The organism is Tessaracoccus palaemonis, from assembly GCF_019316905.1.
GTDB lineage: Bacteria > Actinomycetota > Actinomycetes > Propionibacteriales > Propionibacteriaceae > Arachnia > Arachnia palaemonis.
Map to the genome: position 1 here is coordinate 2,367,987 of NZ_CP079216.1, position 17,227 is coordinate 2,385,213.

Here is a 17,227-nt window from a genome sequence, read left to right on the forward strand (position 1 = left end):
GCACATCGAGGTCCGCTGGGTTCGGCGGGCGGTCCCACCTGCGCGGCGCTAGGGTTACCGCATGCAGAATCAGCGCGCCGGTCTGGACAAGAAGCGGGTGGACGTCGCCGCCATGTTCGACGGGGTGGCGAAGCGCTACGACCTGTTCAACACTGTGCTGAGCCTCGGCCAGGTGCACAGCTGGCGGCGGGCGACCGTCGCGGCGGTCGCGCCGCGCGAGGGCCAGCGCATCCTCGACCTCGCCGCAGGGACGGGCACGAGTTCGGCATCCTTCGCGGAGTCCGGAGCGTTCGTGGTGGCCAGCGACATCTCGCTCGGCATGCTGCGCCAGGGCCGGGTCCAGCAGCCTGCGATCGACTTCGTGGCCGGCGACGCCCTGGCGCTGCCCTTCCGCGACGACACGTTCGACGCGGTGACCATCTCCTACGGCCTGCGCAACGTCGAGGACACCTCGGCCGCGCTCCGCGAGATGCTCCGGGTGACGAGGCCCGGTGGCCGCGTCGTGATCGCCGAGTTCTCCACGCCCACGAACACGGTGTTCCGCCACATCTACACCGAGTACCTGATGGCGGCGCTCCCCCGCATCGCGAAGCTGTCGAGCAACCCCGTCGCCTACGGCTACCTCGCCGAGTCGATCCTCGCCTGGCCCGACCAGCGCGGGCTGGCCGACCTCCTCGTCGCATCCGGCTGGGACGACGTCGAGTGGCAGAACCACGCCGGCGGCATCGTCGCGCTGCACCGCGCCTGGAAGGCCTAACGCTCGACGTGGACACCATCGTTCTCGACGCCTACGCCGCGCGTTCCTGCCCGGTGAAGACGCACCACACCTTCGACCCCACGCTGGAGAAGCCCACCACACCCCTCGATGAGTCGCTGCGCGAGTCGTTCCAGGGCGGTTCCGACTTCCGCGACGAGGTGCTCTCGCGACTCGCCGAGGTCCCCGACGCGGTGGACCTGCGGGTGCCCGCCGGCGAGGCCCGGCTGTGGACCGAGCGCGAGGCCGCGACGCTCGCCGCGCTGGGTGCCGGCGCGCCCGTGATCATCGGCGGCGTCCTGCCGCTGGACCTGGAGGGGCACCGAAGCGGCCGCCCCGACGCGCTCGTGCGCGGCGTCGACCATGCGGAGGGCTCCCCCGGCTACTGGCCGCTCAAGGTCAAGCCCTACCGGGTGCGGGAAAAGCACACTGGCGCGCCCAGCCTCCGCACCTCGACGTTGGCCGACCCCGGCACGCTCGAGGAACTCCCGAAGACGCGGTTCCGCACCTACCGCGAGGGGGCGCTGCTCGAGCTGGTGCACCACTGGCGTCTCCTGGAGGCCTGCGGCTTCTCGTCGGCCGACGCGTGGGTCGGGCTGGTCGGCGACGACCGGGCGCTCAGCGCGGAGCCGACCGTCACCTGGATCGACCTCAACGCCAAGTTCATCCGCACCTACTCGAAGTCCGCCGGACACAAGCTGCGCTCCGCCCTCGAGCGCTACGACCACGAGTTCAGGTTCCGGCTCCACGTCGCCGAGAGCGCCATGACACGTACCGGGGTCGACGACCCGCCGCCGGTCGTACGCCCTATCCGCGTCAAGGAGTGCGAGTGGTGCGCCTGGTGGCAGGTCTGCCGCCCGATGATCGACGACGACGACCTCTCGCTGCGGATCTCGAAGGCGCCGCTCGACGTGCGGGAGTTGCAGACGCTGCTGAGCCTCGGCATCAACACCGTCGCTGAGCTGGCCACCACCGACGTCGAGGCCCTCCTGCCGTCGTACCTGCCGCTGACCGGACACCGCGACCGCTCGGAACAGCGCCTGAGGCAGGCCGCCCGTCGGGCCCGGATGCTGGCCGCCGGCGTCGACCTGGAGCGCGTCACCGACGACCCGATCGGCGTGCCCCGCTCGACCTTCGAGGTCGACCTGGACATCGAGACGGCCGACGACGGCACCGTCTACCTGTGGGGCGCGCTGGTCACGGACGCGTCAGGGACCCGCTTCGAGCACTTCAGCCGCTTCGACCACCTGAGCAAGCCCGAGGAGGGCGAGCTGGCCGCGGAGTTCGCGCGCTGGCTCGTCGCCCTGGCCGCGGAACACCCCGACCTGCGCGTCTACCACTACAGCGACTACGAGACGATCCACATCCGACGCCTGGCGGAGCGCACGGGCGACCCCGCCCTGGCCCAGGCCGCGGGTCTGATCAGGGACCACTTCGTCGACCTGTTCGGCTACGTCCGCGACAACTTCGTCGGCGTCGACGGGCTGGGGCTGAAGGTCGTCGCGCACAAGGGCGCCGGCTTCTCCTGGCGCGACGAGGAGCCCGGCGGCCTCGCGTCGCAGTCGTGGTTCAACGAGGCCGTCGACGGCCCCGGCCCCGAGGCGCGGGCCGCTGCCCGAGACCGGGTGCTGGAGTACAACGAGGACGACGTCCGCGCGACGCTGGCCGTGCGCGAGTGGATCGCGGCCCAGGACCGGGCCCTCCCTGCCGGCTGACGGGGTGCCACACGCCACCCTTGTGCGCAGACGCTACCCCTCTTCGCACATGCCACCGCCATGGCGGTGGCATGTGTCGAGAAGGGTGGCGTCCGTCAGTAAGGGTGGCGTCGGTCGGTAAGGGTGGCGTCTAGACGTCGACGACGATGAACTCGGCGTCGCCGGCCAGCGTGGCGGCGAGGTCGTCGGGCACGACCCGGACCGCCCGCCAGCCGAGCGCCGCGGCGACCGCCACCAGGTCAACGCCCTGGGGCGTGAGGAACACGCGGTCGAAGCTGTCGGCGTACTCAGGCGCCCCCTGCTCCAGGCCGCGGAAGATCGAGCCGCCGCGATCGTCGACGACCACCACCCGCAGCCGCTCCGGCCACGGCTCCGACGGGGGTCGCACGAGGGCGCCGAGGTCGTGCTGGGCCGTGAGGTCGCCGAGCAGCACGGTCGTGGGATGCCCGGTCGCGAGCGCGAGCCCCGTCGCGGTGGCGACGGTGCCGTCGATGCCCGCCAGGCCGCGGTTCGCGAACGCCCGCGGGCCGCGCTCCCGGATGGGGGCGAGGTCGGCGGAGCGGATGATCGAGCTGGCGCCGAGCACGAGGTCGTCCTCGGGTCCGAGCGACTCGAGCACAGTCCGGGCGACGAGGTCCCGGCCGGTCGGAGGGGTGGCCTCGGGCAGGGGCTCGAACCAGCGCGGCAGCCACTCGGGGTCCTGATCCTCGAGCAGCACGCGGTCGGCGACGACCGCCGCGCGATGCCCCGGGTCGACCCACGTGGCCCCGGGGCTGACCACGACCAGCTCGACGTCGTCGCGGGACAGCAGCGTGGTGACCGGGCGTGACAGGGTCGGATGCCCGAACACGACGACCCGCTCGACGTCGCCGCCGAGCGCGCCCAGCCGCAGCCGGTAGTCCGGCACGGCGTTGGCCCCGACGCGCGCGTTGGACGACGGCTCGGCGAGCAGCGGCGCCCCGCTGAGCTCCGCCAGGGCGCGGGCCTCCGCGCCCTCCTCGGGGGTCGCGTCCCCGACGAGCACGACGGTGCGCCGGGAGTCCAGGTCGACGGTGCTGTGCCCCGCCGACGGCGAGACGCGCAGTGGACGGGGCCGGGCCGGGGGCAGCTCGCCCACCAGCGGCGGAGCGAACTCGACGTTGACCTGCACCGCCCCCGCGCGGCGGGTCCGACGGCCCTCCGCAAGCACGACGCCCCGCTGGACCACCGCGGCCCAGTCGTTCCCGTCGCCCGACTCGGAGCCGATCCTGAGAACGGCGAGCGCCGACGGGCCGAGGATGCCCGCCTGGTCGCCGGTCTGGTTGGCCCCGCTCCCGACGAGGTGCGCCGGCCGGTCGGCGGTGATCAGCAGCAGCGGAACGCCGGCCGCGGTGGCCTCCATGGCGGCGGGCCCGAGGTTGGCGGTGGCGGTGCCCGACGTGGTGACGACGGCCACCGCGCGACGGCTCGCCTTCGCGATCCCGAGCGCGGTGAAGCCGGCGACGCGCTCGTCCACGCGGACGTGCAGCCTGAGGCTCCCCTCCTTCGCGGCGCGGTCGACGGCCAGTGCCAGGGCCGCGCTCCGGGAGCCGGGCGCCAGCACGACGTCGGTGACGCCGGCCCCGATCAGGGCGTCGACGATGGTCGCGCCCAGCGCGATGCTGCTCATCTGGCCTCCTCCACGATCCGCGACACCCGCGCAAGGCGCCGGAGCCAGAAGTCCCGCAGATCGTCGTCGGCGCGGTGCGCGGCGAGCAGCGACGGGTCGACGGCCACGTCCCGCACCGGCAGCGCCCCGTCCACGGGGGCCAGCGGCTCGCCGGTGACGTCGCCGGCAAGCAGTCGCGACGTCTCGAGCCCGCAGGCGTACGGCAGCTCGGGCAGCGCAGCTGCCAGCGCGAGGCCGGCCCGCAGCCCGACTGATGTCTCGACGGCGCTGGACACCACGACGGGCAGGCCGAGGTCCGCGGCCAGGTCCAGGCAGGCGCGGATCCCGCCGATGGGCTGCACCTTGAGCACGGCGACGTCGGCGGCGCCCGCGTCGCGAACGCGCAGCGGGTCCGAGGCCCGGCGGATCGACTCGTCCGCGGCGATCAGGACGCCCGTGTGGCGGGAGCGCAGCGCAGCCAGGTCGTTGACGCTGGCGCACGGCTGCTCGGCGTACTCCAGCCGCAGGGGCTCGAGCGCCTCCAGCGCGCGGGTCGCGGTGGCAAGGTCCCACCCGCCGTTGGCGTCGATGCGGAGCCTGGCCTCGGGCAGGGCGGCGCGGACGGCGCGGACGCGGGCGAGGTCGTCGCCGAGTACGGACCCCGGCCCGGCGACCTTGACTTTGATGGTGTGACAGCCCGACGCGACGGCGCGGTCGGCGGCCGCCTGCGGGGCAAGCGCCGGGACGATGCCGTTCACCTCGACGGTGTCGCGCACCGGCTCGGGGAACCCGTCGGCGGCACACTCGAGGGCCGCGACCAGCCACGGCGCCGCCTCCTCGTCGTCATACTCGGGAAAAGGGCTCCACTCGGCCCACCCGGCGGGCCCCTCGAAGAGCACCCCCGAGCGGCGCGCGATGCCGCGGAAGCCGACGGCCATCGGGATGTCGTAGACGAACGGCGCCGCGGTCATGCGAGGAACGTCCCCACCAGCAGCCCGAGCCCGATGCCGATCTCGGCCATGCCAGTCCCCTGGATGACCGGGATGAGCCTCGGCCCCATGGCGCCGCCGAGCACGAGCCGCAGCGGCGCGACGAGCAGCAGCAGCCCGAGCAGTGCGAGCAGCGCCCACCAGGTGGTCAGCGCCGCGAACCCGACGACGCAGACCCCTGCGAAGGCGCAGAGGCCGGCGTAGAAGATGCGCGAGCGGGGGTCGCCGAGGCGGGCGGGCAGCGTCAGCTTCCCGGCGACGCGGTCGGTGGCGATGTCGCGCAGGTTGTTGGCGACCAGGATGCCGCTGGCCAGCGCCCCGACCGCCGCCCCGGCGAGCCAGGCGTGCAGCGGGGCGACGCCGGCGAGCACGTAGGTGGTGCCGACCGTGGCGACGAGCCCGAAGAACACGAAGACCATCACCTCGCCGAGGCCGAGGTAGCCGTAGGGTGTCGTCCCGCCGGTATAGAACCAGGCGGCGACGATGCTCACGGCGCCGACGAGCAGCAGCCACCACTGGCCGCTGAGCGCCACGACGACGAGCCCGGCTACGGCGCCCACGCCGAAGGCGGCGAACGCGGCCGTCCTGACGGCCTGGGCGGATGCGAGCCCGGAGCCGACGAGCCGCAGCGGCCCGACACGGTCGTCGTCGGTACCGCGGACGCCGTCGGAGTAGTCGTTGGCGTAGTTGACGCCGACCTGCAGCGCGAGAGCGACGACCGCGCACAGGGCCGTGATGAGCCAGAACCGGCCCCCCGTCGCCCCCGCGACGGCCAGCGCCGAGGCGGCTCCGGCGAGGATGGGTGCGATGGCTGCGGGGAGCGTGCGGGGCCGCGCGCCGGCGACCCAGACTGCAAGAGAGGAGTTCATGTCGCCGACGAGTCTAGGAGGTGGCGCAGCTTCACGCGGTCTGGCTTGCCCCCCTGCGTGCGCGGTAGGCGATCGACAAGGACCAACCTGCGCGGCAGGAACGGGCTCGGCAGACTGCCGCGGAGCCGGTCGCGCCAGCCTGCGAGCGTGCCGCCCGTCGCCACCAGGACGACGATGACGCCCCACTCCGCGTCGGGCTCCGACAGCACCGCGGTCTCCGGGTCCAGCGCCGCGACCGCCGCACGCACGACCGCCAGGTCGACGTTGACCCCGCCACTGATCACGACGTCGTCGAAGCGGCCGTCGATGGCGATCCGCCCGTCGGCGACGTGCGCCCGGTCGGCGGTCAGGACCGCGCCGTCGACCAGGGTCGCGGCGGTCAACTCCGGTCGCCCGAGGTAGCCGGCGAACACCGTCGGCCCGGCGATGGCGACGCGGCCGTGCTCACCGAGCCGGATGTCGACGCCGGGCAGCGGGACGCCGTCCCACACGACGCCGCCGCACGTCTCGCTCATGCCGTAGGTCTCGATGACGGGGATGCCCGCGGCCTCGGCCCTGGCCCGCAGCTCGGCGCCGAGCGCGGCTCCCCCGACCAGCACGGCATCGAAGGCGGCAAGCCGCGACGCGGTCTCGGGGTCGTCCAGCGCGCGGTACAACTGCGTCGCGACGATCGAGAGGCAGTTGCGGCCGGGGGCCGGGTCGAGGTCCCCCAGGGACGCTGAAGCCTCGCGCACGCCGGCGCCGAGCAGGCCGCGGACGAGCACCATCAGCCCCGCCACGTAGCGCGGGGACAGGGCCAGGTGCCAGGTCGCGCGATAGCCGAGCCGCTGGACGGCCGCCTCAGCGGCTGCGACGAGCGCCGACCGGCTCAGGATCACGAGCTTGGCGGACCCGGTCGAGCCCGACGTCGCCACGACAGCGCAGCCGTCGGGGGCGACGCCGTCACCGTCGGCGAGCCAGAGGCCGGGCCCTCCGTCGAGGAAGGCCTGCACCCGGTCGACGTCCATGTCCGCCAGACTATCGGTCGCGGGCCGCCCGCCGGGGCAGGCGAACCGACGGTAGACTTGCCGCATGATCCGGGTTCTCCTCATCGTCGCAGTGGTGATGCTCACCGTGTACTGCGTGGTCGAGGTCGCCCAGAGCAGAGCGGGACAGGTCCGCGCGATGCCGCGCTGGCTGTGGGCCTTCCTGGTGATCTGCGCGCCGGTCGTCGGTCCGCTCAGCTGGCTGTTCTTCGGCCGCCCCAGCGCGGGCACGCCTTCGCCGCGCGTCGCGAAGGCCCCCGACGATGACGAGGACTTCCTCCGCGGCCTGCGCTGACGCTTGCGCCGTGGCGGGGAGCCCCGACGGACTTGTGGGAGAATCGAGATTCCCCCATCGACCGAAAGGACCCCCATGCCGACCGTGGCTGCCGTCTCCGAGTGGCTCGACGAGTGCACCCACGTGTTTGAAGGGCGCGTCGACGAGCTGAATGAACTGGACGGCATCCTGGGGGACGGGGATCACGGCACGAACATGTACCGCGGCTTCGCGGCGGCCCGCCGGCTCGACCTGAGCGAGTGTCCCCACGCCAACGACGCGATGCGCCAGGTGGGCATGTCCCTGGTCGGGACCGTGGGCGGCGCCTCCGGCCCGCTGTTCGGCACCCTGCTGCTGCGGGTGGGCGCAACCTGGCCTGAGCACCTCACGCTTGCCGGCGTCGCCGCGTCGCTGCGGCAGGGCACCAACGGTGTGATGGCGCGCGGCAAGGCCGTGCGGGGCGACAAGACCATGGTCGACGTGCTGCTGCCGGCCATCGACTCCCTCGAGGCCGACGCCCGACGCGGGGCCGACCTGGAGTCGGCGATCCTCGACGCCGTCGACGCGGCCGACGAGGCCCGCGACGCGACCGCCGCGATGGTCGCGCACCGCGGCCGCTCCGCGCTGAAGTCCGAGAGCTCGGTCGGCGTCGTCGACCCCGGCGCCGTGTCAACCGCTCTCATCCTGCGCACCGGCGCGACCCGCATCCGCGAGGAGTTGCGCGCCAGGGCCGCCTGACCCCGTCTCCGGTTCCCTGACCTCGTCTCCGGTTCCCTGAGCTCGCCTCCGGTTCCCTGAGCTCGCCTCCGGTTCCCTGAGCTCGCCTCCGGTTCCCTGAGCTCGTCTCCGGTTCCCTGAGCTCGTCGAAGGGCGCCGAGCGGAGCGAGGCGAAACCCTGTTGCCGAGCTGAGACCCTTCGCTCCGCTCAGGGCGTTTCGACAGGCTCAACGAACCGGGTGGTTCCCTGAGCTCGCCTCCGGTTCCCTGAGCTCGTCTCCGGTTCCCTGAGCCCGTCCCCGGTTCCCTGAGCTCGTCGAAGGGCGCCGAGCGGAGCGAGGCGAAACCCTGTTGCCGGGCTGAGACCCTTCGCTCCGCTCAGGGCGTTTCGACAGGCTCAACGAACCGGGGAGGCGTTTCGACAGGCTCAACGAACCGGGAAGGCGTTTCGACAAGCCTGTGCTGAGCCCGTCGAAGTGCTCAACGAACCGGGTGGTTCCCTGAGCTCGCCTCCGGTTCCCTGAGCTCGTCGAAGGGCGCCGAGCGAAGCGAGGCGAAACCCTGTTGCCGAGCTGAGACCCTTCGCTGCGCTCAGGGCGTTTCGACAGGCTCAACGAACCGGGTGGTTCCCTGAGCTCGCCTCCGGTTCTCTGAGCTCACCTCCGGATCCCTGAGCTCGTCGAAGGGCGCCGAGCGGAGCGAGGCGGATTACTCCGGGCGACTCAGCTGTCGAGGAACTCGTCCTCGTAGCTGCGGGGGTCCTCGACGGGCTCGAGGTGGCCGGTCACGTAGAGGTCGGGGAACTCGGCCCGGATCTCGTCGACGAGATCCTCCAGCTGGTCGTGTCCGCGCTTCACGCTCCACTCCCCCGGCACGAGCATGTGCATCTCCATGAACGCCCGCGCCCCCGAGACGCGCGTGCGCATGGCGTGGAACTTGACGTAGTCGGTGCTGTGCTCGGCCAGGATCTCGCGGAGACGCTGGTTGGTCTCCTTCGGCAGCGCCTCGTCCATCAGGCCGGAGGCCGACTCGGAGACGAGCCGCCAGCCGGTCCAGAGGATGTTGATGCCCACCAGCAGCGCGACGACGGGGTCGAGCCAGATCCACCCTGTCAGAGCGACCAGGCCGACGCCGACGACGACGCCGACGGACGTGATGAGGTCGGTCATCAGGTGGTTGCCGTCGGCGCGCAGCGTGATGGAGTTGTGCCGGCGGCCGGCGCGGAGCAGCACCATCGCCACCGCGCCGTTGATGAGCGCAGCGACGATGGAGATCAGCAGGCCGATCCCGACCTGTTCGAGCGGCTGGGGCTCGAGCAGGCGGCGGATGGCCAGCACGACGATCACGGCGGCGGCCACGAAGATCATGACGCCCTCGATGGCCGAGGAGAAGTACTCGGCCTTGGAGTGCCCGAAATGGTGGTTCTTGTCGGCTGGCTTTGCCGCGACCCGCAACGCGATGAGCGCGACGACGGCGGCCACGAGGTTCACCACGGACTCGGCGGCGTCCGACAGCAGGCCGACCGACCCCGTCAACAGCCACGCACCGGCCTTCAGCGCGATGGTGACGAGCGCCGTCGCGATGGACAGCCAGGCGAACTTGGTCAGGTCGACGCGGGGGGAACTCATGCCTCCATCGTCCCTTGCGCGTCACGCGTGACGCAACGTCACCGGATCGGGTTGGTCACGTCCCCCTCGCCGCGGAGGACGGCGTCGATGTTGTGCCGCAGCAGGTCACCAGGGTTCTGAGGACGGCCGCCCGCGACGTGGGGCGTGATGAGCAGGTTCGGCGCGTCCCAGAGCGGGGAGTCGCCGGGCAGCGGCTCGGTCGCCGCGACGTCGATCGCCGCGCCAGCGAGCCGACCCGAGGTCAGCGCCTCGATCAGCGCCGCCTCGTCGACGGTGCTGCCGCGCCCCACGTTGACCAGCAGCGCGCCTGGCTTCAGCTGTCCGAGCCGCTCCGCGTCGAGGGCCTTCGCGGTGGAGGGGCTGGTCGGCAGGATCATCACCAGCAGGTCGGTTTCGGCGAGCGTCGCGGCCAGCCGGTCCTCGGCCACCACCGGGTAGCCGTGCCGTTCGCCGGCGGAGCGGGCGGCCCCGGTGACGCGGGCACCCAGGGCGGTCAGCAGCGGCGCGAGTCGCGACGCGATCGACCCGAAACCCCAGATCGTGACATTGGCGCCGTTCAGTGTGGAGACGCTGCCGTCGGCCCCGCGCGGTTCCACCGACCCGTTGAGGTACGGGTCCCAGGCGTGCTCGCACATGCGCTGCAGCGCCAGCGGGACGTTACGCACGAGCGCCAGCGCCATGCCGAGCGCGTGCTCCGCGACGGGGCCGTCGTGCAGGCCGACGCCGCTGGACAGCTGCACGCCCTCGGGGAAGCCGGCTGCGACCATGGAGTCGGGCCCGGCGAGGAAACCCTGGACGAGCCTGAGCCCTGTCATGCGCCGGGCGGCGTCCTGCAGGACCGCGGGCGGCTGCCCCCAGGCCACCAGGACCTCGGCGTCGAGGTGCTCGTCGGGGACGGGGCTGGACGCGGGGATGATGACGTACTCCACGCCGTCGATCGGGGGCATGGTGTCGCGCACGGCGTCGGGGACAAGGACCTTCACAGTCAATCCACTCCTCGGGGGTCGATTTCGCCCAGCATGGCACAGACCCGACTGGGCGAAGGGGCAACTCAGTAGGTAATCTGACCAGGTGCTGACGATGCAAGACGCCCTGAGACGACTGTCCGACTACTGGACCTCGAAAGGCTGCCTGACCTGGCAGCCCTTCAACACGGAGGTCGGCGCGGGAACCATGAACCCCGCGACCGTGCTGCGCGTGCTCGGTCCCGAGCCGTGGGACGTCGCCTATGTCGAGCCGTCCGTCCGCCCCGACGACTCCCGCTACGGCGAGAACCCGAACCGTCTGCAGACGCACACGCAGTTCCAGGTCATCCTGAAGCCCGAGCCGGGCGACCCGCAGGAGCTGTACCTGGGCTCGCTCGAGGCGCTGGGCATCGACCTGTCCAAGCACGACGTCCGTTTCGTCGAGGACAACTGGCAGCAGCCGGCCATCGGCGCCTGGGGCCTCGGCTGGGAGGTGTGGCTGGACGGCATGGAGATCACGCAGTTCACCTACTTCCAGCAGGTCGGCGGCCAGAACCTCGACCCGATCCCCGTCGAGCTGACCTACGGCGTCGAGCGCATCCTCATGGCCCAGCAGGGCGTCACGCACTTCAAGGACATCGTCTACGCCATCGCCGCCGACGGGCGCCCCGTGACCTACGGGGAGGCCTTCGGGCAGCAGGAGTACGAGATGAGCCGCTACTACCTGGACGACGCGGACGTCGAGGCGAACCGCCGCCTGTACGAGACCTACGTCGGCGAGGCGACGCGCATGGTCGCCGAGCGGCTCCCCGTCCCGGCCCACAGCTACATCCTGAAGTCGAGCCACGCGTTCAACGTGCTCGACGCCCGCGGCGCGATCTCGACCACCGAGCGCGCCAAGGCCTTCGCCACGATGCGCCGCCTGATGCGCGACACCGCCGCGCTGTGGATCGAGCGCCGCGAGGAGCTGGGCTTCCCGCTGAAGCGCGAGGAGGCCGCCGTCGAGGCTCCGGTCGTCGACGCGCCCGAGGTCGCGCACGACGCGCAGCCGCAGACGCTGGCCCTCGAGATCGGCGTCGAGGAGCTGCCGCCGCACGTCGTCCCCCAGACGGTCGACGCGGTACGCGAGGCGCTGACCGCCAAGCTCGCCGCCACCCGCCTGACCCATGGTTCGATCACCGTCGAAGGAACGCCGCGCCGCATCGTCGCGGTCGTCGAGGACGTCGCCGCGAGCGAGCCCGACGCCGAGCAGCTCCGCAAGGGCCCGAAGTGGTCCGCGGCGTTCGACGCCGAGGGCAACCCGTCCAAGGCGCTGCAGGGCTTCATGCGCGGCCAGGGCGTCACCGCCGACCAGGTCGTCAAGGCCGAGATCGGCGGCAACGAGCACGCCGCGGTCAAGGCCACGCTGGAGGGCCGCGGGGTCCTCGAGGTCGTCGGCGGGATCGTCGCCGAGGTCGTCTCCGGGCTGCGCGCCGAGAAGAACATGCGCTGGAACGACGCCGACCTGTCCTTCTCACGCGCCATCCGCTGGCTCGTCGTCCTGTGGGGCGATGTCGTCGTCCCGGTGCGCGTCTCCGGGCTGACCTCCGGCCGCACCACCTACCTGCAGCGCCCCGTCGCGGGCGAGGAGTCCGGCCGTCGCGCCGACGGCGCGCTCGTCGGCCACCTGGACGTCGCCTCCGCGGGCGAGCTGCTCAGCACCATCGAGGCCGGCGCGATCACGCTGTCGAGCGCCGAGCGTCGCGCTCAGGTCGAGGAGCGGGCCACGGCGCTGGCCGAGTCCGTCGGCTGCACCGTCGATCTGGAGGGCGAGAGCGCCCTGGTCGACGAGATCACCAACCTGGTGGAGGACCCGCACGGCGTGCTCGGCCACTTCGACGAGCGCTACCTCGGCCTGCCGGATAAGATCCTCACCACGGTGATGCGCAAGCACCAGCGCTACCTCCCCGTCTACCGGGACGGGAAGCTCGCCGCCCACTTCGTCACGATGGCCAACGGCCTGTGCGACGACGAGACCGTCCGCGCCGGCAACGAGTCGGTCATCCGGGCCCGCTACGAGGACGCCCTGTTCTTCTGGAACTCCGACCTCGAGACGAAGCAGGCCGACGAGTTCGTCCCCGGCCTCGACAAGCTCACGTTCGAGGAGCGCCTTGGCTCGGTGGGTGTCCGCGCCCGCCGCATCGCCGACGTCGCGGAGAAGCTCGCCGACCGCGTCGGGCTCGTAGGCCACGAGCGCGCGACGCTGACGCGCGCCGGCCAGCTGGCGAAGTTCGACCTGGCGACGCAGATGGTCGTCGAGATGAGCTCGCTCGCCGGGTTCATCGCCCGCGAGTACGCCGTCCGGATGGGCGAGACCCAGGCCGTCGCCGACGCGCTGTTCGAGATGGAGCAGCCGCACACCTCCGCCGACCCGGTCCCCGCCTCCACCCCGGGCGCCCTCCTGGCGCTGGGCGACCGCTTCGACCTGCTCGCCGCGATGTTCGCGTTGGGGGCCAAGCCCACCGGCTCGTCCGACCCGTTCGGCCTGCGCCGCGCGGCGCTCGGCGTCGTGCGGATCCTCCGCGAGGCCGCCGGCACCCCGCTCGAGACCCTGACCATCCGCGAGGGCCTGACCGACGCCGTCGCCCGCCTCGCGGAGCAGGGCATCGACGTGGCGCCCGACGCCGTGGACTCCGCGCTGGAGTTCACCATCGGCCGCTTCGCCCAGCTGCTGCGCGACGAGGGCACCTCCGCGGACCTCGTCGCCGCGATCCTCCCGGCCGCCGACACCCCCGGGTACGCCGCGCGGCTCCTCAACGAGCTGACAGGGGCTCAGGACGACCAGCGCCTCCGCGACCTGGTCGCCACGTTGGTGCGCATCACGCGCATCCTGCCGGCCGAGGCGCTGCCCCAGGCAGGCGCCGACGTGGCCGTCGACGAGTCGAAGCTCACCGAGCCCGCCGAGGTGTCGCTGCGCGACGCCGTCGCGTCGGTCCCGGCCGGGACGGCCGACGGCAGCGTCGCGGGCCTGCTGGACGCGACCGCACCCGTGGTCGCCGCGGCCGCCCGGTTCTTCGACGACATCCTCGTCAATGCCGAGGACCCGGAGGTCCGCGCCGCGCGTCAGGGGCTATTGGCCTCCGTGCTGGCGCTCGCGCCTGCCGGCGTCGACTGGAAGTCGCTGGACGTCGCCCTGGGCTGAGCTCCAGCGTGCGGGTCGCCTTGGCTTCCGTGCGGGTCGCCGTGGCTTCCCCGACCCGCGCGCACAACAATGCCTATGTCGGGGCTGCTGTACCCATGTTGCAGCGGCAGCAGCATAGGCATTGTTGTGCGGAAAAGGGGTGACGGGCGGGCTCATGGCGCGACGAGCAGCAACGGGCTGCTCCCCGTCGTCGACGTCGCGTCCTCGACGCCACCCCTATGTGCAGACGCCACCCGTCTCGACACATGCCACCGCCATGGCGGTGGCATGTGCGAACAAGGGTGGCGTCCGTCGTTAAGGGTGGCGTCCGTCGGTAAGGATGGCGTCTGTGGGTGGGCGCCGCGGTCATCAGCCGCGTTGTTCCCATATCCAGCCCTTCCCCGCACAACAATGCCTATGTCGGGGCTGCTGTACCCATGTTGCAGCGGCAGGAGCATAGGCATTGTTGTGCGGGAAGGGGGCGGCGGGTGACCCCAGGGGAAACCGGGGGCAGGCTCAGACCACCTTCATGCCCAGGATGCGGGCGAGGCCCGGGGCGAGGTCGACGGCCTGCGCGTGGCTCACGGACACGCCGCGCAGGCCCTCCGGGTTCGACTCCAGGGTCAGGACCTCCGCACCGCTCAGGTCCACGTCCTTGCACCGCGCGTTGCTGAGGTCCAGGCGGCCGACGGTGCAGCCGCTGAAGCTCAGCCGGTCCACCTGCGTCTGCGACAGGTCCAGCTCGTCGACCACGCAGTCCTCGAAGCGGACGCGGGCGAGCTTGGCGGAGCGGAGATTGAGGTATCCCACCTTGCCGCCGACGATCGTGACCCGAGTCCAGGTCCCCGCGTAGGCCTGCACTCCCCCGAGGCGCGACGCGGTGATCGCGACGTCCTGCAGTGCGCACTTCGACAGCTCGAGATCGGGCGCGTCGGCCGCGTCGAAGACCACGTCGATGAACCGGCAGCCCGTGAACTTCGCGCCGTTCAGCCGGGCGCCGTCGAACCGGCAGTCGAGGATCCTCAGGCCGTCCTCGTCGGCGCCGCTGAAGTCGACCCCCGACCGGCGGACGCCCTCGATGTCGTCGTGCTCGATAAGCTCCGCGTAGTCCATGACCCGACCCTACCGAGGGGCTGCGGTGGCCGTCGTCGCCCACGTCGGGGCATGCAATAGTCTTGACAGATGGCTGGCAAGGGACTCTTCGGTCTTCCGTTCTTCTCACTCACGCCTCGCCCGACGGTGGTCTCCTGCATCCTGTCCGGGGGCGGGGCCCGGGCGAGCTTCCAGCTCGGCGCGCTCGCCTACCTGTACGAGCACGACGAGGAGTTCACGCCCACGATCTTCGTCGGCGCCTCCGCGGGCTCGATCATCGCCTCCTCGCTGGCCCAGGCGGCCACCCCGGAGGGTCAGCGGATGTATCTGCGGCGCCTCACCGACATCTGGGACTCGATGACGGCGAACTCGGACATGTTCACGGCGCGACCGTGGTTCGCCCGGCTGGAGACCGAGGCGCCGACATGGCTGGAGATCGTCCGGCCGGCCCGACCGGTGCGACCCGAGCCCACCCGGAGCGGCTGGCTGCCCTTCAGGCGCAGCGCCTCCGCTGCGAGCCCCGAGCCGGCCGACGAGCCCCCCAGCCCGCTCGAGCTTGCGCTCACCCCCGACGACGAGACCGAGATCCGCTCCGACTGGTCGCTCGCCATGCTGTCCGGCATCGCCTCGCACCTGGGTCAGCTGCCGCGCATCGGCTCCGACCTCAGCACCATCGCCCACGGCCTGGACAACACGCGCTCCATGTACCGGCCCGGTCCGGTGCTCGCCAAGCTTCTGGATGAGGAGATGTTCTCCCCCGCGCGCGTCGCGGCCTCCGGCACGACACTGCGGCTGGCCATGGTCGCCCTCGAGTCCGGCGAGCTCCGCTACATGACCGAGCGCGGCACCCTGGTGAACCGCGAGGACGAGCCGTTCGACGCGGCCGAGCACGACCTCAGCGTCGGCGTGCTGGCCTCCTGCTCCATCCCCGCGGTGTTCCGCCCGGTCCCGCTGGGCGCGGAGACCTATGTCGACGGCGGCGCCCGGGAGAACCTCCCCGCCGAGCTCACGATCGGGCACCTCGGCGCGGCCCGGAACTACGTCGTCAGCTCGCAGGCCATGGGCGTGCAGCGCCGCAAGTCGATGGCCAACGCCGACATCTTCTCCGTCGTGATGCGCTCCACCGAGATCCTGATCGACGAGGCCGGCCGCGACGAGCTGGCGTACGCGCACTCGACGGGCGCCGTCGTGATCTTCCCCGAGCTTGTCGTGCACGACGCCATGACGGTCGACCCCGGCCTCATCGCCATCAACGAGGCCTACGGCTGGATGCGGGCCGCCGAGAGGCACCTGGACATGGACGCCGCCTCCGAGGCCCGCCACCGCCTCATCACGCAGCTGCGGGTGCGCGGGCTCCAGCTGGAGAAGGAGTACCTCGAGCAGCCGACGCCGACGAGGCGGGCGGAGGTCGCGCTGCACTCGGTGAAGGTCGAGCTCCGCGACGCGGTGCGCTCGGCGCACGGCACCCCTCTGCCGCCCGGCGCGGACCAGTGGTGGCGCCAGTGGGAGCGGCATGCGGATCAGCCGACGTTCGCCCCGCCGTGGCTCAGCATGTGACCTGCGGCTGAGCCCTCAGAAGGCCAGCGCGGCGAAGAACGGCAGCACAGGGACGAGCAGGCCGGTGCTCATCCAGAACATGCCGAAGTTCATCGCGAAGTCGGAAAGCGCGGCCAGGCGGTACTTCGTCGTCCCGACGGGGCGGATCTCCGCGCAGCAGGCGGCGAGTTCCCCCACGCCCTCGCCGCGGTTGTCGAAGACGCGGATCAACGCGACGACGCTCGCGACCAGCAGGTACGTCATGAAGGCCAGCCCGACCACCGCGAACCACCAGAGCGCCCCGCCCTGCTGCTGCATGGCAGACATGGAGTCCATGCCGCCCATCGAGGAGCCGGAGCCCGCCATGTCGCCGTGGCCTGACATGTCCATGTCGGCCCCGGCGGAGGCGGCCGGCGCGGACATCGCCGCGGCCATGACGGCCATCGCCGCCAGGTGCCACACCATCGCGCCGAACATCATCGAGTGCCCGGCGAAGTGCTTCACCCCTGCAGCGTCACCGGCGGCCCGCGAGACGGGGATGCGGGCGATGAACCAGAGCGTCGCGGCCACGAAGACGACCGTCAGCCCCCAGGTCGGCACGACCGCGGTCAGGCCCTTCCACGTCGGCCCCGCGATCATGGCGAGCATCACGACGGCCATCGCGACGTGCAGGACGTTCGAGACCCGCTGGACTCCCGTCTGCCTGCGCGTCACCTCGTAGATGCACCAGATGGTGCACCAGGCGAACAGGATCAGCAGGCCGATGAACTTCACCGGGGTGGCGTCGAACGTGAACATGGGGTCCTTCCGGAGGTGTCCCCGTGACTCTAGTGGCGTCGGAGAGGGCGTCGCGCCATTTCCGCGCAGGGCGGAGCA

14 protein-coding genes are annotated in these 17,227 nt (G+C 72.0%); 6 read left to right on the forward strand and 8 right to left on the reverse strand.

Annotated elements, in window-relative coordinates:
- The first annotated feature begins 61 nt into the window (after nucleotides 1-61).
- The gene (locus tag KDB89_RS10760; protein ID WP_219080889.1) at nucleotides 62-757 is read left to right on the forward strand and encodes a demethylmenaquinone methyltransferase; all 696 of its coding nucleotides are present in this window, start codon (nucleotides 62-64) and stop codon (nucleotides 755-757) included.
- 8 nt (nucleotides 758-765) lie between these two features.
- Nucleotides 766-2,469 carry a TM0106 family RecB-like putative nuclease gene (locus tag KDB89_RS10765; RefSeq protein WP_219080891.1) on the forward strand — a complete coding sequence of 568 codons (1,704 nt, stop codon included), beginning with the start codon at nucleotides 766-768 and terminating at the stop codon, nucleotides 2,467-2,469.
- Between the two features lie 130 nt (nucleotides 2,470-2,599).
- On the opposite strand, the gene menD is transcribed toward KDB89_RS10765, so the two are convergent.
- From menD to KDB89_RS10785, 4 genes are read right to left on the reverse strand one after another with little or no spacing between them, the layout of a single operon-like run.
- Nucleotides 2,600-4,117, reverse strand: a complete 1,518-nt coding sequence (gene menD / locus KDB89_RS10770; protein ID WP_219080893.1) for a 2-succinyl-5-enolpyruvyl-6-hydroxy-3-cyclohexene-1-carboxylic-acid synthase — start codon at nucleotides 4,115-4,117, stop codon at nucleotides 2,600-2,602.
- Nucleotides 4,114-5,067, reverse strand: coding sequence for an o-succinylbenzoate synthase (locus tag KDB89_RS10775; protein WP_219080895.1), 954 nt, complete (start codon nucleotides 5,065-5,067; stop codon nucleotides 4,114-4,116). Before KDB89_RS10775 ends, menD begins: the two co-directional genes overlap by 4 nt.
- A complete protein-coding gene (locus KDB89_RS10780; protein WP_219080897.1) occupies nucleotides 5,064-5,954 on the reverse strand; it encodes a 1,4-dihydroxy-2-naphthoate polyprenyltransferase in 891 nt (296 codons plus the stop codon). The genes KDB89_RS10775 and KDB89_RS10780 overlap by 4 nt, the downstream gene beginning before the upstream one ends.
- On the reverse strand, nucleotides 5,951-6,961 hold the full coding sequence (locus KDB89_RS10785; RefSeq protein WP_219080899.1) for an AMP-binding protein: 1,011 nt from the start codon (nucleotides 6,959-6,961) through the stop codon (nucleotides 5,951-5,953). Before KDB89_RS10785 ends, KDB89_RS10780 begins: the two co-directional genes overlap by 4 nt.
- A 64-nt stretch (nucleotides 6,962-7,025) precedes the next feature.
- On the opposite strand from KDB89_RS10785, the gene KDB89_RS10790 reads away from it, so the two are divergent.
- Nucleotides 7,026-7,274, forward strand: coding sequence for a PLD nuclease N-terminal domain-containing protein (locus KDB89_RS10790; protein ID WP_219080901.1), 249 nt, complete (start codon nucleotides 7,026-7,028; stop codon nucleotides 7,272-7,274).
- A gap of 75 nt (nucleotides 7,275-7,349) precedes the next feature.
- Nucleotides 7,350-7,991, forward strand: a complete 642-nt coding sequence (gene dhaL, locus KDB89_RS10795; protein ID WP_219080903.1) for a dihydroxyacetone kinase subunit DhaL — start codon at nucleotides 7,350-7,352, stop codon at nucleotides 7,989-7,991.
- A 701-nt stretch (nucleotides 7,992-8,692) separates the two neighbouring features.
- On the opposite strand, the gene KDB89_RS10800 is transcribed toward dhaL, so the two are convergent.
- Both KDB89_RS10800 and KDB89_RS10805 read right to left on the reverse strand, forming a co-directional pair.
- The gene (locus KDB89_RS10800) at nucleotides 8,693-9,598 is read right to left on the reverse strand and encodes a cation diffusion facilitator family transporter (protein ID WP_219080905.1); all 906 of its coding nucleotides are present in this window, start codon (nucleotides 9,596-9,598) and stop codon (nucleotides 8,693-8,695) included.
- Nucleotides 9,599-9,636: 38 nt separating this feature from the next.
- A complete protein-coding gene (locus tag KDB89_RS10805; RefSeq protein WP_219080907.1) occupies nucleotides 9,637-10,581 on the reverse strand; it encodes an NAD(P)-dependent oxidoreductase in 945 nt (314 codons plus the stop codon).
- An 88-nt stretch (nucleotides 10,582-10,669) separates the two neighbouring features.
- Between KDB89_RS10805 and KDB89_RS10810 the strand changes: the two genes are divergently transcribed.
- Nucleotides 10,670-13,744 (forward strand): glycine--tRNA ligase, encoded by a 3,075-nt coding sequence (locus KDB89_RS10810; protein ID WP_219080909.1) that lies wholly within the window; start codon nucleotides 10,670-10,672, stop codon nucleotides 13,742-13,744.
- Between the two features lie 495 nt (nucleotides 13,745-14,239).
- Here the strand turns inward: KDB89_RS10810 and KDB89_RS10815 are convergent, their stop codons facing one another.
- Nucleotides 14,240-14,836 (reverse strand): pentapeptide repeat-containing protein, encoded by a 597-nt coding sequence (locus tag KDB89_RS10815; protein ID WP_219080911.1) that lies wholly within the window; start codon nucleotides 14,834-14,836, stop codon nucleotides 14,240-14,242.
- Between the two features lie 69 nt (nucleotides 14,837-14,905).
- Here KDB89_RS10815 and KDB89_RS10820 point away from each other — a divergent pair, with 69 nt between their 5' ends.
- Nucleotides 14,906-16,372, forward strand: coding sequence for a patatin-like phospholipase family protein (locus KDB89_RS10820; protein ID WP_219080912.1), 1,467 nt, complete (start codon nucleotides 14,906-14,908; stop codon nucleotides 16,370-16,372).
- Between the two features lie 15 nt (nucleotides 16,373-16,387).
- Here KDB89_RS10820 and KDB89_RS10825 read toward each other — a convergent pair whose 3' ends face one another.
- Nucleotides 16,388-17,149: a DUF5134 domain-containing protein gene (locus KDB89_RS10825; RefSeq protein WP_219080914.1), complete on the reverse strand. Its 762-nt coding sequence runs from the start codon at nucleotides 17,147-17,149 to the stop codon at nucleotides 16,388-16,390.
- Nucleotides 17,150-17,227: the final 78 nt, after the last annotated feature.

Excerpts from the sequence above, each read along its gene's own strand:
- KDB89_RS10760 (WP_219080889.1), top strand. The coding sequence starts at position 62 with ATGCAGAATCAGCGCGCCGGTCTGGACAAGAAGCGGGTGGACGTCGCC.
- menD (WP_219080893.1), bottom strand. The coding sequence starts at position 4,117 with ATGAGCAGCATCGCGCTGGGCGCGACCATCGTCGACGCCCTGATCGGG.
- KDB89_RS10775 (WP_219080895.1), bottom strand. The coding sequence starts at position 5,067 with ATGACCGCGGCGCCGTTCGTCTACGACATCCCGATGGCCGTCGGCTTC.
- KDB89_RS10780 (WP_219080897.1), bottom strand. The coding sequence starts at position 5,954 with ATGAACTCCTCTCTTGCAGTCTGGGTCGCCGGCGCGCGGCCCCGCACG.
- KDB89_RS10785 (WP_219080899.1), bottom strand. The coding sequence starts at position 6,961 with ATGGACGTCGACCGGGTGCAGGCCTTCCTCGACGGAGGGCCCGGCCTC.
- KDB89_RS10790 (WP_219080901.1), top strand. The coding sequence starts at position 7,026 with ATGATCCGGGTTCTCCTCATCGTCGCAGTGGTGATGCTCACCGTGTAC.
- dhaL (WP_219080903.1), top strand. The coding sequence starts at position 7,350 with ATGCCGACCGTGGCTGCCGTCTCCGAGTGGCTCGACGAGTGCACCCAC.
- KDB89_RS10800 (WP_219080905.1), bottom strand. The coding sequence starts at position 9,598 with ATGAGTTCCCCCCGCGTCGACCTGACCAAGTTCGCCTGGCTGTCCATC.
- KDB89_RS10815 (WP_219080911.1), bottom strand. The coding sequence starts at position 14,836 with ATGGACTACGCGGAGCTTATCGAGCACGACGACATCGAGGGCGTCCGC.
- KDB89_RS10820 (WP_219080912.1), top strand. The coding sequence starts at position 14,906 with ATGGCTGGCAAGGGACTCTTCGGTCTTCCGTTCTTCTCACTCACGCCT.
- KDB89_RS10825 (WP_219080914.1), bottom strand. The coding sequence starts at position 17,149 with ATGTTCACGTTCGACGCCACCCCGGTGAAGTTCATCGGCCTGCTGATC.